The sequence below is a fragment of the Coleofasciculus sp. G3-WIS-01 genome (assembly GCF_040223135.1).
Taxonomy (GTDB): Bacteria; Cyanobacteriota; Cyanobacteriia; order Cyanobacteriales; family Coleofasciculaceae; genus Coleofasciculus.
The window spans coordinates 67,601-80,713 of the sequence record NZ_JAVJZI010000211.1 but is presented as its reverse complement, the minus strand read 5'-3'; the positions used below and the strand labels follow the sequence as shown (position 1 = coordinate 80,713).

The following is a 13,113-nucleotide window of genomic DNA, read 5'->3' as shown; positions in this document are numbered from 1 at the left end:
AGAGACGCGCCATGGCATGTAGAGACGCGCCATGGCATGTAGAGACGCGCCATGGCATGTAGAGACGCGCCATGGCATGTAGAGACGCGCCATGGCATGTAGAGACGCGCCATGGCATGTAGAGACGCGCCATGGCGCGTCTCTACTCATCTGTCCCTCCTGCCGTCTAAGATAAGAGGGAGACTATATTTATAAAGGAATCCTTAGCGCTTGAGAGTAGCATGTTCACGATTGACTTGACTTTGAAAAACACACCCTTCCCCTTATCCGTGCAACGGAAGTCAACCGAAGCGGCGGAAGAAACCTACCAGGAAATTATGAAAGCCATGAGTTCGGGTAAACCAGAGTTCATAGAACTGACCTGTGAACACCAGTCCGATAAGAAAATCGGCGTTCTCACCAATGAAATTAGTGCGGTGATGATTTCCCAGAAATCTGGTGCTGTGGGGACAGGACGCACACCCGGTTTTCTTGCCTTAGCTGAAGAAAAACAGTAGTTAACACGTCACCAACGTCATGGTTCAAGCCGCAATTACGGTACGGGATCTATGCTTCAGTTGGTCAAGTGGAGCATCGGTTTTAGACGCTTGCTCTCTAGATGTTCCCAAGGGTGAGTTTTGGATGCTCTTGGGGACGAATGGTAGTGGTAAATCGACATTGCTGCGGTTGCTGGCTGGATTATTGTCACCTGAATCGGGTGAGATACAGATTGAGGGATTAATCGGATTTGTCTTCCAAAACCCTGACCATCAGCTAGTTATGCCGACTGTAGGTGCAGATGTGGCGTTTGGACTGGTGGAGGAGAAGCTTTCCATCGCACAAGTTCGCGCCCGAGTCACCGAAGCCTTAGCCGCGGTCAATCTGCTCGATTTACAACGACGCCCGATTTACGCCCTCAGTGGTGGACAAAAACAGCGCATTGCGATTGCGGGTGCGATCGCGCGTCAGTCTGAGATACTCCTATTGGATGAGCCAACAGCCTTGCTAGATCCCGATACTCAGTTAGATCTGGTGGCTCAAGTCCAGGGCTTGGTCAAAAGTCGCGGGTTAACCGCCCTTTGGGTAACTCATCGGTTGGAAGAGTTGAATTACTGCGACGGAGCATTTTTGCTGGAAAATGGTCGGGTGGTCGCCCAAGGAGAACCAGATCGCCTCAAGCAACAGCTTCTGGGTGAGACAAAACTGTCATCATAAATTAATATAAAGAGGAGATTGAGAAAAATTAACAAAAAATATTAAATTAGCCTTGAAAAATGCCCTCTCCCCCACCCCAGGTTGTTTTACTGGTTGATGGTTATAATATCATCGGCACCGAGTCGAGTTTGACAAAGACCCGCGATTGCCATGGACTCTTAGCGGCGCGGCAAGAATTAGTTGAGGTTTTGATTAACTATAGCGCCTTTCGGGGCTATAAAACTCAAGTCGTCTTTGATGCTCACTACCAAAAGACCGGGACTTGCCACGAAGATTTAACCCCCCAGGTATCAGTCTGCTATACGGACTTTGGGCAGACCGCCGATAGCTACATTGAAAAATTTTGTGCGGCTTTTCGGAGTAAGCCCAAGCCATTCAGACAACGATTAATTGTGGCTACCTCAGATCGGGCGCAACGGCTAACAGTTACGGGGTACGGGGCAGAATGGATGTCATCTCAACAGTTAATTAGCGACGTCCATTGCACAAGTCGTGGAGTCCGCCACCGACAACGACCGCCAAAACAATCTCGCGGTCGTTTTTTAGTCCATTCTCTTGACGAGTTGGCACAGCAACGGTTATCTCAATGGCGTCAAGGTATTCGCTGATACCGGGATCAGTCGCTCCCTCTTTAACATTAATGAATTCAATATAGTTATTTAGAGGCTGTCTCTTAGAGGTTGTTTGGGACGCCGATAAACCCATTGGCACAAACAATTAGATATGAAGATTACTCGATACAATGGGGTAGAACCCAAGTTGCAAAAAAGGCACCAGCTAATCCCGGCTATTCTCAATTCTCTAGAGGAAATGGTTTGGTCAGCGTCAGCCCAAACCTATAAGTTATTGTATATTAACCGGGCTGCCGAGAAGGTTTTTGGCAGAACCCTTGCTGAACTGTATGATCAGCCAAATATTTGGCAGTTGATGATTCATCCCGATGATCGTCAGCGAGTTGAGCAGGTGTTTGAGACTTTAGGAGAAAGGGGTAATCAAGCCGTAGAATACAGAATTGTCCGACCCAATGGAGAGGTGCGCTGGATACACAATCGAGTTTGTGCGATCGCAGATATTCAGGGTAGGGTGATTCGGATTGATGGGATTGCTACCGATACCACTAAACGTAAACAAGCCGAAGCCCAACTGTGCACCGAAAGCGACTTACTCCAGGGGATCATGCAAACCAGTGTCGCGGCGATTACGGTCGTTGATACTCAAGGTAACATTATCTTTGCCAACGCGCGATCGCAGCAAGTCCTTGGTTTGACTCAATCCGAATTGGTAGAACGCCATTACAACTCTCCCACTTGGAAGATTACTGATTTTCAAGGCGGACCCTTTCCAGAGGAACAACTCCCCTTCCGACAGGTTATGGCGACAGGTCAACCCGTTTTCGATGTCCAGCATGGGATTGAATGGGCTGATGGGACACGTAAATACCTTTCCATTAATGGCGCTCCTTTAAAAGATGCAGACGGAGTTATTACCCGTATTGTTTTCTCGATTAGTGATATTACTAACCGCCAAAAAGTAGAAGAACAGTTATTATATGATGCTTTACATGATAAGTTAACCAAGTTACCGAATCGTACTCTATTTATGGAGCGAGTTGACCATGCCCTTAAATTAGCCAAACGAAATCAGGATTATTTATTTGCGGTTCTATTCCTGGATTTGGATCGATTTAAGATTGTGAATGATAGCTTGGGACATAATGTTGGTGACCAACTCCTAATTGCCACCGCCCGCAAGTTAGAAAAATGTTTACGAACTACTGATACCGTTGCCCATTTAGGTGGAGATGAATTTACGATTCTCCTCGAAGATATTAAAGATATTAAAGATGCAACTCGTGTAGCTGAGCGGATTCAGGTAACCTTGAAATCCCCCTTTAACTTGAACAATCATGAGGTATTTACGAGTGCGAGTATTGGCATTGCTCTCAGTTCCACAGGATATGAGCGCACCGAAGACATATTAAGGGATGCTGATATTGCCATGTATCGGGCGAAAGAATTAGGCAAAGCTCGTCATGAAATATTTGATAAAATTATGCATGATCAGACCCTAAAATTATTGACCTTGGAAAATGACTTGCGGCGAGCATTGGAACGGCATGAATTTGAAGTCTATTATCAACCGATTACCTCATTAGTAACAGGTACGCTAACCGGATTTGAGGCACTGGTGCGTTGGCAACATCCAGAGCGAGGTTTAGTCTCACCGGTAGAGTTTATCCCAGTCGCCGAAGACACTGGACTGATTATTCCTCTGGGAGAGTGGGTACTCTATGAAGCTTGTCGCCAACTGCGAAGGTGGCAAACTCAATTCCCCACACCAGAGCCATTGAAAATTAGTGTCAATTTATCGGGCAAACAGATTAAAGAGCCGGATCTGATTGGGCAAATTGATCATATTTTAGAAAAGTCAGGCTTAGATGGCAGATTTTTGAAGCTAGAAATTACCGAAAGTGTCTTAATGGAAAATGCCGAAACAGTCACCAAAATGCTGCTGCAATTGAGAGCAAGAGATATCCAGTTGTCAGTGGATGACTTTGGCACGGGATATTCATCCTTAAGTTACTTACACCGATTTCCCGTGAATACCCTTAAAATTGACCGTTCTTTTGTCAGCCAAATGAATTCAAAAAACCGCAATGCTGAGATTATCCGCACCATTATTACCCTGGCTCATAGTTTAAGAATGGATGTCATTGCTGAAGGTGTAGAAACTCTAGAACAATTGACTGAATTGAAACTATTAAACTGTGAACAAGGACAAGGTTATTTATTTTCCAAACCTTTAACTAAGAGTGAAGCCGGACTTTTATTAGTCAGACTTCCTCAATGGTAAGGTAGACGTGTCGCTACTCCAAAGCTTGAGGACAAAGTTCCAGTCTCCTAATCCCTGCTTCCTTTCACTACCCTTGCGCCCAACCCTACGATCATGCAATATATCGAGAAAATCTTTAAAGTAATACGTTAAAACATCATGATTTTTACCGCCTGTCTTTAAATCGCCTCGGCAAATTGGCTTCCATCCACCCCCCAGCACCCCCACACCCCAGCACCCCTGCTATGATTGAACCGAATTCAGTCATCAACGCCCTTAGACGTTAATATAGGACTAATTTAATGTAACTGAAATTTGAGATTAGAGAAATTGCTATCTGAGCCACTGATTTCTACCAAATTTCCTGGTGATATATTCAAACTCGCCAATGGGTTAACTATCATTCACCAGCATTTACCCGCAACGCCTGTCGTTGTGGTTGATGTCTGGGTGAGGGCTGGTGCAACTGTCGAACCCGATGAATGGTGCGGGATGGCTCATTTTTTGGAACACATGATTTTCAAAGGGACACAGCGACTGGTTCCCGGCGCCTTTGATACGGTGATTGAACGTCATGGGGGGCTGACAAATGCGGCGACTAGCCACGATTATGCACATTTCTTCATTACCACCGCCGCACAATACCTCAATGAAACCCTACCCCCGTTGGCGGACTTACTTTTATCTCCAGCCATTCCCGACGTCGAATTTGATCGAGAACGAGATGTGGTGTTAGAAGAAATTCACTCCTGTTATGATAATCCCGACTGGTTAGGATTTCAGGCACTCTCAGAGACAATTTACCAGTATCACCCCTATAGGCGCTCTGTTTTGGGCAACGAAGCGCAATTGAGGGCGCACATTCCTCAGCAGATGCGCCATTTCCACGCGACTCACTACCAACCCGACAATATGACGGTGGTGATTATTGGGGGAGTTGAACAAGAATCGGCGCTAAATTTAGTGAATCAGTCTTTTACCTCGTTTGCGACTCCCGGTGATTGTCCCCAATTAATCGCCGAAGCCGAACCACCGATTACTGAGATTCGGCGTCAGGAACTGTATTTACCGCGAATCGAACAAGCCCGCCTATTTATGGCTTGGGTGGGACCGGGTGTGGATCAGTTAAAGGATGCTTATGGTTTAGATTTACTTTCGGTATTATTAGCCGATGGACGCTCGTCCCGGTTAGTGAGACAATTGCGTGAGGAAGAGCGACTTGTTCAAAATATTGGCAGTGGTTTTTCACTCCAGCGGGATTCTAGCTTGTTTACGATCAATGCCTACCTAGAGCCTGAGCATCTAGAGCGAGTCGAAGCGTTGATTTGTCAGCATCTACTAGAATTACAGCAGACACCGATATCCCCGGAAGAAATCCGTCGCTGTCAGCGGTTATTGTGTAATGACTATATTTTTTCCACCGAAGCTGCTGGTCAGATAGCTGGATTGTATGGGTATTACAATACGATCGCGACTGCAGAATTATCTGTAACCTATCCCGCTCAAATTCAACGACTGACCCCAGTAGACTTGATGCACTTAGCGCAGCGTTATCTTTCTCCTTATCACTATGCCGTAACTGTTCTCAAACCCGTGAGTGAAGATTTGGTGATGGGGGAATTCTTTTGATAGAGACGCGCCATGGCGCGTCTCTACATGATGCGTCTTTCCGGGGCTCTTTTGACGACTATCGTTTCTTATCCTTACCCAGATGCAACTCGCGCCCGCCCCGACCAAATTTTGAACTTTGAATTATCGATTATGCCTTCTAGTCTAACTGCCTCACCCCAACAGTCCAGTATCCATCGCACGGTTTTAGATAATGGCATTGTGGTTATTGCCATCGAAAATTCAGCCGCCGATATTATTGCTACTCGCCTATTTTTTCGCACGGGTAGCCAAAGAGAACCGCGAGATAAGGCGGGATTAACTCATCTGCTGGCTGCTGTCTTGACTAAAGGCACCGCCGAACTTTCCTCGATTGAAATCGCCGAACGAGTTGAATCAGTCGGCGCTCAACTGAATACAGATGCAGCAACGGATTACTTTTTACTGTCGCTGAAAACGGTATCCTCAGACTGGCTGGATATGTTAAAGCTAGCCGGACAGATTTTGCGCTCGCCTAGTTTCCCGGAAGCCGAGGTGGAATTGGAACGGGAGCTGACGATTCAGGATATTCGCTCGCAAAAAGAGCAACCCTTTAGCATTGCCTTTGAGCAGTTGCGACAGGTATTATATCAGGATCACCCTTATGCTGTTTCTGTATTGGGTACAGAAGCCACGGTTTCGGAACTATTACCGACGGATTTAAAAGAGTATCATCAAACCTATTTCCGCCCGGATAACCTAGTTATTAGTGTCGCTGGGCGGATCTCACCAGAAGCAGCCGTTGAGCAGATTGAGCAAGTCTTTGGTGATTGGCAACCGCCCTCAATTCCTTTACCAACCCTGACGTTACCGTTAATTACCACTCAGCCTTGCCGAGTTGTTACTCCCCAGGAGACACAGCAATCGGTGGTAATGTTGGGGTATTTAGCCTCATCGGTTACTGATCCGGATTATGGGGCGCTAAAACTGCTGAATACCTATCTGGGGAATGGGCTTTCCAGTCGCTTATTTGTGGAATTGCGGGAAAAGCGGGGATTAGCCTACGATGTTTCCGCGTTTTATCCTACGCGCCAATGTGACTCCCTATTTGTCGTGTATATGGGAACCGCCCCCGAAAATACAACAATCGCGATGGAGGGATTACGCACAGAAGTGGAACGCCTTGGCACTCTGAGGTTGAGTGAAGAGGAACTACAAGGGGCTAAAAATAAACTTCTGGGTCAATATGCTTTAGGGAAACAAACCAATGCTCAACTTGCCCAGATTTATGGCTGGTATGAGACTCTAGGATTGGGAATTGAGTTTGACCTCAAGTTTCAGCAGGATATTGCCCAAGTGACGCCAGAGATGGCGCAAGCGGCGGCACAGCGTTTCTTTGGGGAACCTTATATTTCTTTAGTGGGTCCGACTGAAGCGATTAACCAGATAGTTTGAGATCCCAGACGTGCCATGGCACGTCTCTACAATATTGGGGGATCTTGCCTCTAATTCGATACCTGTTTGAGGATAGTCACCGGACCTGCGTCTTTGAGGATCTGCATTTGCTGGGAATTGCGAACCAGCAGCGCCCCCGCAAAGCCTAGTGAATTGACCGAGATAGATTCAAATTCTTCTTGCTTTCGCGGCACAATCAGCATCCATTCTCGTGTGGCTAGCAGGTTGTAGGGGGCGGATTGTTTGATTCCCTGGTGGGGCTTACCCACGGCATCTAGAAGTCTGTGATAAGCGTCCAGAATGGCTTTAGCGGCAACGTCTGGATTGTCTATCCAAGCGGGATCGAATCGGGTTAGGGCATGAACGAAGGGAAAGCTAGGTATTCTACCAATGGAACCCTGAAAATTAGCCGATGCGATCGCGGCTTCGATGGGTAGTTTGGATATCTCCGGTATTAGGGGTAAAGGAACGAGTTGTAAATGTTTGTGTCGCTGACTCGCACCCGCTATTTTGCCGCCGTTATAGAAGGCTAAGCCATCAATTTCCGCTAAACCTGCCCACATTGCCTGAAAATCGGATAATGTTAGCCAATTATCCTGGTCTTCATACTCTCGTGTGACAATGAGGAGGTGATAGTCAACTACGTTGAATTTATTTAACAGACACAGGTGGGTGTCCGAAATATCCGCAACGAATAAATCTTCCTCGTAAGGGAGAAATGGGTTAAAATTCGCTTTTTTCTTCTTTTCCTTGGCTTTGCGATTGAGGTTAGAGACTATCCGCACCAGAAAGCGAATCCCATCATGTTCGACAAACTCATACTCGGTTGCGATGGGTTGCAATGCGCCGCATTGGAGGGCGTGTTCGGTTGTCTTTTGAACCTTTGACCATAATGTACCAGGTTTTAGGGTTAGTGTTTTCTGTTCAGTGGGTTTTTCTTCGGGCATAGTCAATTGTCGTATCCGCAGCGTGCGAATCTAATCTAGACGATCTGATGAATTTTGCCCAGAACTAGAGTGTCGGTTGTGTAATCCCAGTTAAGGGTAACAAGCAGTAATCAGAGGACATCTGTTAGGAGCGGAATTATGTTTTTTCAACGCAAAGGACGCAGAGGTTAACGCAGAGGTACGCAGAGGGATTTCAGGGGGAATGTTTCTAGCCGCCTCACCAATAATGCCAAAGTCGTAGAGGACAGCTTTAATAATTGTTCTGTTTGCCATGAAATATTCAAATTACATTCCCTCTGTCTGGCACGGACTTTAAAAAAATTTTACTGACTCCTATCGCCAGGGAATTAATTTCTTATCTTAAAGCTAAAGTAAGCTAAAAGTTACTAGGGTAAGTATTTGAACCCATTTTAGAGGATTGACTTTGTACAGACATTCCGCCGCAACGTCTCTACGGCTTTGAACCGCTAACTGCTAGTTCCGAATCCTATTCATATGATATATCCTAACTAAGTAACTCATCCTAACGGCTATGAAACTTCTACTCGCCTCGCTGATCATCACTCCCCTGTTTACTCTACTTAGTTCAGCTATTGCTTTAGCTGAAGTTCGTACTCAAGTGATTGAATACCAACAGGGTGATACTGTACTCCAAGGCTTTCTGGCTTACGATGATGAGATTGAGGGAAAGCGCCCCGGTGTGATGGTGGTTCACGCCTGGAAAGGATTGGGAGATTACGAGAAACAACGGGCAAAACAGCTTGCTGAATTAGGTTATGTGGCATTTGCGGCTGATATTTATGGTAAGGGAATTCGACCCAAAACCAATGAAGAAGCTAGAGAACAAGCGACTATTTATCGATCCAATCGTCAATTAATGCGCGATCGCGCCCAAGCTGGATTGCAAGTGTTGCAACAATATCCGCTGACGGATGCTAATCAAGTTGCCGCGATCGGTTATTGTTTTGGAGGCGGTACAGTATTGGAATTAGCCCGCAGTGGTGCGCCAGTTGCTGGGGTAGTTAGCTTCCATGGGAATTTGGATACACCCAATTCCGCAGATGCTCAAGGGATTAAAGGTAGAGTTTTGGTGTTGCATGGTGCAGCCGATCCTTTAGTTCCTGACGAGCAAGTTGATGCTTTTAAACGAGAAATGAATTATGCCAATGTAGACTGGCAAATGGTTATGTACGGTAATGCTGTTCACAGCTTTAGTGATCCGAATGCGGGAAATGACCCCTCAACGGGAGTGGCTTACAATGAGTTGGCTGATAAGCGCTCTTGGGCGGCAATGAATCGGTTTTTTGCTGAACTATTTCGTTAGATTCGTCATTCGTCATTTATCATTTGATCTGCTGGATAGGATATCCTATCTTGAGTTATCCTTTCCTTCCTTACATCCTTACTTCTTCCCTTCTGCCCTCTGCCTTGGATAGAAAGACATCTGCGATCGCACCCACTTAAAATGAATGATACTGAAGTGAAGCTGGTGGGCAATGCCCACCCTACGGTATATATGCGATCGCACCCGATTAGGATTAATCTGGTTGAAACTCGCTCGTTGGTGGCAACGTCAATGCTTCTGGAAAACATTGGCGTTTATCAAAGGATTGGTATTTTACACTATGCGTCGCATTTTTGGCATCCTACCTCTGGTATTTTTACGGCAAAGTCTTCCCGTTGTTGCCCAAGAGTCAACAACCCTTGACCCAGTTGAACAGGTGATCGCGGCGGGATGGATGAATCGCGATCGCGAGGGGGATTTTCAGGCACAAAGAATTCTCAATCGAGCTGAATTGGCATCGATTTTAGTCAAAACCTTTGACTTAGAAAAACGAGTCGCCCAACCCGACAAACCCATTCCTGTCCTTGATGTACCTACCTCTCATTGGGCATATCGTGATATTCAATTGGTCTTGCAAAATAACGTGATGATGGGTTACCGTCAGGGACGATTTTTTCCTAATCAACGGGTTACTCGTGCCGAAGCATTCTCTATTTTAGCTCAAGCCTATGGCGTGTTTCAGTTTCCAGAGGATACGGTGACTGAACTGCTTTCGCGCTATCCCGATGCTGAAAAAATACCGACTTGGGCAAGAAAGTCAATTGCCACGGCTTTGTATGAAGGGTTCGTTAATATTGATCCCTTAAATAATTCTATTGCTCCTCTCCCACCGATGACCCGTGGAGATATGGCTTATGCCTTGAGTAAGTATCTGGAACGACAAGAAATCACTGCCCCGATTCCCTGGACTGTTGAGGAACCGGCGCCCATGTAACAAAACTCCCAGGAAACATGTTTTGACCCAATGATTTGAGTATAGGGCGACCCGCTCCTATTCAGCGGATTCGGGGTTGTTCATTTTGGTAAGCGGGTCGTCCCTATATTCCTCTATGATAAGAAAGGACAGCTTTTTCTGAAGGAATACAATGAACCATGAACCATGAACCATGAACAAGATAAAAAAAGATAGTATTGTTAATTAAGCTTGTCCACCTTCCATCGCTGTGATCACTCAGCTATTTTTGAACGTAATTTAGGAGAAAGGGGTATCTAATGAATTCTGAACCCTCTAATGAAAATATAAACACCCCCTTAGTTTCAGCCGTGGTTGAGGCTACGCTCAACCAAAATTACCCTCGTCTTAATAAACTTCTTAAAACCGCGCTATATGACACTCCTATCCAAGAACCTGAATCATTACGAGCGCAAATCGCTAGAAATTTCCTGATTCAAGTGGCTCAAGGTTTAGAGGAATCCGTGGGCGCGAAGCACCATATCCTGGCTTGGTTTATGGTATATGTCGGCTTGGGAAGCGCACCACCAGAGGCAATTCAAGCCGCGCAAATGGTACTCGACGAAGGATTAAAACCCTTTGCCGATTTCTTTGTGGATCGTCAAGGGATTCATTTCTATAATCATGGTGATAAGGCGGACAACATTAATAAAATTCCGCCTCGTCTATCGGAGTTTACCCAGATGACTGTGCGGATTTCTCAGGAAGAAGTGCAGCAAGTTATGGGGAAATACAGTTTATCGGAAGAGAAAGCTCGACAAGTGGTCTTAAATCTGAAAATATTGGAGCAGAAAATGCATGTTCCTTTTCAACAATTATTGACGATTTTAGATGCTAATGAAGCTTTACTGAATCAGGTGATGACATTGGATTTAAGTCAACCCGATAAGCCAAACCGTTTTGGTATGTAATAATAAATCAGGTGCTAGTACAAAAAGGCTCCAAGGCAGAAGGTTTTAAGGTTTATGATATCTGCTAAATACTGAATCAGGGCTTTAGTCATGGGATTTAATCGGATTGGATGCACTACCTGCGTAACTATCTTTGTTGTTGTCTTAGTTCCGTTGCTATTGAGTTCAACTGGATTATTCTCTAAAACGCATCTGTTGGCGTTCTCAGTTGATGCTCGTAAAGCAGAGGCAGAGCGATGGTTAAAACAAGGGGTTGAGCAGTTGCGCCAGCAGGAATTGGATGGGGCGATAAAGTCGAGCCAGCAAGCATTGAGGATTTATCAGGATAGTCGCGATCGCGTGGGTATAGCGCAGTCCTTAAATCATCTGGCATTGGGATTATACAAAAAAGGTCAATACCAAGCCGCCGAGCAAACCTGGCGCGAAGGGATTCAGGTTTTGGTATCTGCATCACCTGATAATAAAAGCCATGATACCCAATCAAAACGAGTAGAAACACAAGTTGCAATTTATCAGCTATTGCAAAAATCATTAATTGCTCAGGGCAAAATTAATCAAGCTCTTTTAGTGTCTGAGCAGAGTCGGGCAATGGTGTTTAGAGAATTATTGCTCGCGGGTTCCCCGGACATTTCAAGTGTTACATCTCCCATCGCACCACCAACAATTGAGCGGATTCAACAGATTGCCCAAGAGCGAAACGCGACCCTGGTAGAATATTCGATTATTGATCATCCCTTGGCTGAAACTAATCAACCCGAAGAACTCTTCATTTGGGTGGTTGAACCAACAGGGGAAATCACCTTTCGTCAGAGCAATCTCACGCAACTTTGGCAAGAAGAAAAAACTACCCTAACCGACTATGTAAGTAATATCCGTCAATCCCTCGCCGCTTCCCAGTGGGGTACTGGTAGTTCTCGGCGCAAGATTCGACCTTTTATGCAACTGTATCAGGTTTTAATTGAACCGATCGCAGATAAATTGCCCACTGATCCAAACGCCCATGTTATCTTCATTCCGCAACAATCGCTGTTGATGATTCCTTTTTCTCCTCTGCAAGATGAGTCGGGTAACTATTTGCTGGAAAAACACACAATTTTAACCGCTCCAGCAATTATGGTATTGGATATCACTCGCCGAAGCCAGGTTAATATTCCAGAATCTCTGCAACAATGGTTAGTGGTGGGAAATCCTAACCCGATGCCTGGAAACTTCTCGCCGTTACCCGCTGCTGAACAAGAAGCCAAGGCGATTGCTTCTCTGGTGAACACCCAAGCGATTACGGGAGAGGTAGCGACTAAAGCCGAGATTGTGCCGCAGATGTCCGCTTCACGAGTGATTCATTTAGCCACTCATGGTATATTTGATGAACAGCAAGGATGGGAGAGTGCGATCGCGCTGGCATCAACGCAGACTGATAATGGCTGGCTAACGGCAAAAGAAATCCTGGATTTAAACCTTACTGCTGAGTTAGTGGTTCTTAGTGCTTGTAATACGGGGCGAGGGAGTATTAGTGGGGATGGGTTGGCTAGCTTATCTAGTGCTTTAATAGCATCAGGGGCGTCTAGTGTGATTGTCTCTTTATGGTCAATTCCTGACTCACCCACCGCCTTCTTAATGCAGGAATTTTATTATAATTTACAGCAAAATTCTGACAAAGCCCAAGCCTTACGAAAAGCCATGTTAACCACGATGGAAAAATATCCCGATCTCCGGGATTGGGCAGCATTTACGTTAATCGGTGAAAGTCAGTAGGGGTAAGGCATTGCCATGGCTAGCCGGTGTAGGGTTGCTTTGTAGGTTGGGTCCTTGGAACGAAACCCAACGCAAGACAAAAGCCAATCGCCCACAGACTAGAAGTCTGGGGCTATACAAAATTGAGTCCGCCTACGC

Annotated in this window: 12 protein-coding genes and 1 pseudogene; 10 read left to right on the top strand and 3 right to left on the bottom strand. The window is 45.7% G+C overall.

Going from position 1 to position 13,113, the window contains the following annotated elements:
• Window positions 1-221: 221 nt before the first annotated feature.
• The 4 genes from RIM23_RS21970 (at window position 222) to RIM23_RS21955 (ending at window position 4,047) form a co-directional block, all read left to right on the top strand.
• A complete protein-coding gene (locus RIM23_RS21970) occupies window positions 222-497 on the top strand; it encodes a hypothetical protein (RefSeq protein WP_446334364.1) in 276 nt (91 codons plus the stop codon).
• Window positions 498-516: 19 nt separating this feature from the next.
• A complete protein-coding gene (locus RIM23_RS21965) occupies window positions 517-1,194 on the top strand; it encodes an energy-coupling factor ABC transporter ATP-binding protein (protein WP_446356909.1) in 678 nt (225 codons plus the stop codon).
• Window positions 1,195-1,253: 59 nt separating this feature from the next.
• On the top strand, window positions 1,254-1,802 hold the full coding sequence (locus RIM23_RS21960) for an NYN domain-containing protein (protein ID WP_446369305.1): 549 nt from the start codon (window positions 1,254-1,256) through the stop codon (window positions 1,800-1,802).
• A 115-nt stretch (window positions 1,803-1,917) separates the two neighbouring features.
• Window positions 1,918-4,047 carry a putative bifunctional diguanylate cyclase/phosphodiesterase gene (locus tag RIM23_RS21955; protein ID WP_446369303.1) on the top strand — a complete coding sequence of 710 codons (2,130 nt, stop codon included), beginning with the start codon at window positions 1,918-1,920 and terminating at the stop codon, window positions 4,045-4,047.
• Here the strand turns inward: RIM23_RS21955 and RIM23_RS21950 are convergent.
• Window positions 4,024-4,248, bottom strand: coding sequence for a hypothetical protein (locus tag RIM23_RS21950; RefSeq protein ID WP_446369315.1), 225 nt, complete (start codon window positions 4,246-4,248; stop codon window positions 4,024-4,026). The two genes, RIM23_RS21955 and RIM23_RS21950, sit on opposite strands and share 24 nt — an antisense overlap.
• Before the next feature lie 108 nt (window positions 4,249-4,356).
• Between RIM23_RS21950 and RIM23_RS21945 the strand changes: the two genes are divergently transcribed.
• Together RIM23_RS21945 and RIM23_RS21940 are read left to right on the top strand one after the other, a co-directional pair.
• Window positions 4,357-5,655, top strand: a complete 1,299-nt coding sequence (locus RIM23_RS21945) for a M16 family metallopeptidase (RefSeq protein ID WP_446356915.1) — start codon at window positions 4,357-4,359, stop codon at window positions 5,653-5,655.
• Window positions 5,656-5,787: 132 nt separating this feature from the next.
• The gene (locus RIM23_RS21940) at window positions 5,788-7,068 is read left to right on the top strand and encodes a M16 family metallopeptidase (RefSeq protein ID WP_446369313.1); all 1,281 of its coding nucleotides are present in this window, start codon (window positions 5,788-5,790) and stop codon (window positions 7,066-7,068) included.
• A gap of 50 nt (window positions 7,069-7,118) precedes the next feature.
• Here the strand turns inward: RIM23_RS21940 and RIM23_RS21935 are convergent, their stop codons facing one another.
• Window positions 7,119-8,015, bottom strand: coding sequence for an ATP adenylyltransferase family protein (locus RIM23_RS21935; protein WP_446369311.1), 897 nt, complete (start codon window positions 8,013-8,015; stop codon window positions 7,119-7,121).
• Window positions 8,016-8,195: 180 nt separating this feature from the next.
• Window positions 8,196-8,300: pseudogene (locus tag RIM23_RS21930) on the bottom strand (DUF86 domain-containing protein); the annotation flags it as partial.
• Between the two features lie 247 nt (window positions 8,301-8,547).
• Here RIM23_RS21930 and RIM23_RS21925 point away from each other — a divergent pair.
• The 4 genes from RIM23_RS21925 to RIM23_RS21910 all read left to right on the top strand — a co-directional run bounded on the left by RIM23_RS21925 (window position 8,548) and on the right by RIM23_RS21910 (window position 12,975).
• Complete coding sequence (locus RIM23_RS21925) at window positions 8,548-9,339, top strand: dienelactone hydrolase family protein (protein ID WP_446369301.1); 792 nt, start codon at window positions 8,548-8,550, stop codon at window positions 9,337-9,339.
• A 301-nt stretch (window positions 9,340-9,640) separates the two neighbouring features.
• Window positions 9,641-10,294: an S-layer homology domain-containing protein gene (locus tag RIM23_RS21920; protein WP_446369309.1), complete on the top strand. Its 654-nt coding sequence runs from the start codon at window positions 9,641-9,643 to the stop codon at window positions 10,292-10,294.
• 278 nt (window positions 10,295-10,572) lie between these two features.
• Entirely contained in the window at window positions 10,573-11,223 is a 651-nt protein-coding gene (locus RIM23_RS21915) for a hypothetical protein (RefSeq protein WP_446369299.1), read from the top strand.
• A 90-nt stretch (window positions 11,224-11,313) separates the two neighbouring features.
• Window positions 11,314-12,975 carry a CHAT domain-containing protein gene (locus RIM23_RS21910; protein ID WP_446369297.1) on the top strand — a complete coding sequence of 554 codons (1,662 nt, stop codon included), beginning with the start codon at window positions 11,314-11,316 and terminating at the stop codon, window positions 12,973-12,975.
• Window positions 12,976-13,113: the final 138 nt, after the last annotated feature.

Excerpts from the sequence above, each read along its gene's own strand:
- RIM23_RS21970 (WP_446334364.1), top strand. The coding sequence starts at position 222 with ATGTTCACGATTGACTTGACTTTGAAAAACACACCCTTCCCCTTATCC.
- RIM23_RS21965 (WP_446356909.1), top strand. The coding sequence starts at position 517 with ATGGTTCAAGCCGCAATTACGGTACGGGATCTATGCTTCAGTTGGTCA.
- RIM23_RS21960 (WP_446369305.1), top strand. The coding sequence starts at position 1,254 with ATGCCCTCTCCCCCACCCCAGGTTGTTTTACTGGTTGATGGTTATAAT.
- RIM23_RS21955 (WP_446369303.1), top strand. The coding sequence starts at position 1,918 with ATGAAGATTACTCGATACAATGGGGTAGAACCCAAGTTGCAAAAAAGG.
- RIM23_RS21940 (WP_446369313.1), top strand. The coding sequence starts at position 5,788 with ATGCCTTCTAGTCTAACTGCCTCACCCCAACAGTCCAGTATCCATCGC.
- RIM23_RS21935 (WP_446369311.1), bottom strand. The coding sequence starts at position 8,015 with ATGCCCGAAGAAAAACCCACTGAACAGAAAACACTAACCCTAAAACCT.
- RIM23_RS21925 (WP_446369301.1), top strand. The coding sequence starts at position 8,548 with ATGAAACTTCTACTCGCCTCGCTGATCATCACTCCCCTGTTTACTCTA.
- RIM23_RS21920 (WP_446369309.1), top strand. The coding sequence starts at position 9,641 with ATGCGTCGCATTTTTGGCATCCTACCTCTGGTATTTTTACGGCAAAGT.
- RIM23_RS21915 (WP_446369299.1), top strand. The coding sequence starts at position 10,573 with ATGAATTCTGAACCCTCTAATGAAAATATAAACACCCCCTTAGTTTCA.
- RIM23_RS21910 (WP_446369297.1), top strand. The coding sequence starts at position 11,314 with ATGGGATTTAATCGGATTGGATGCACTACCTGCGTAACTATCTTTGTT.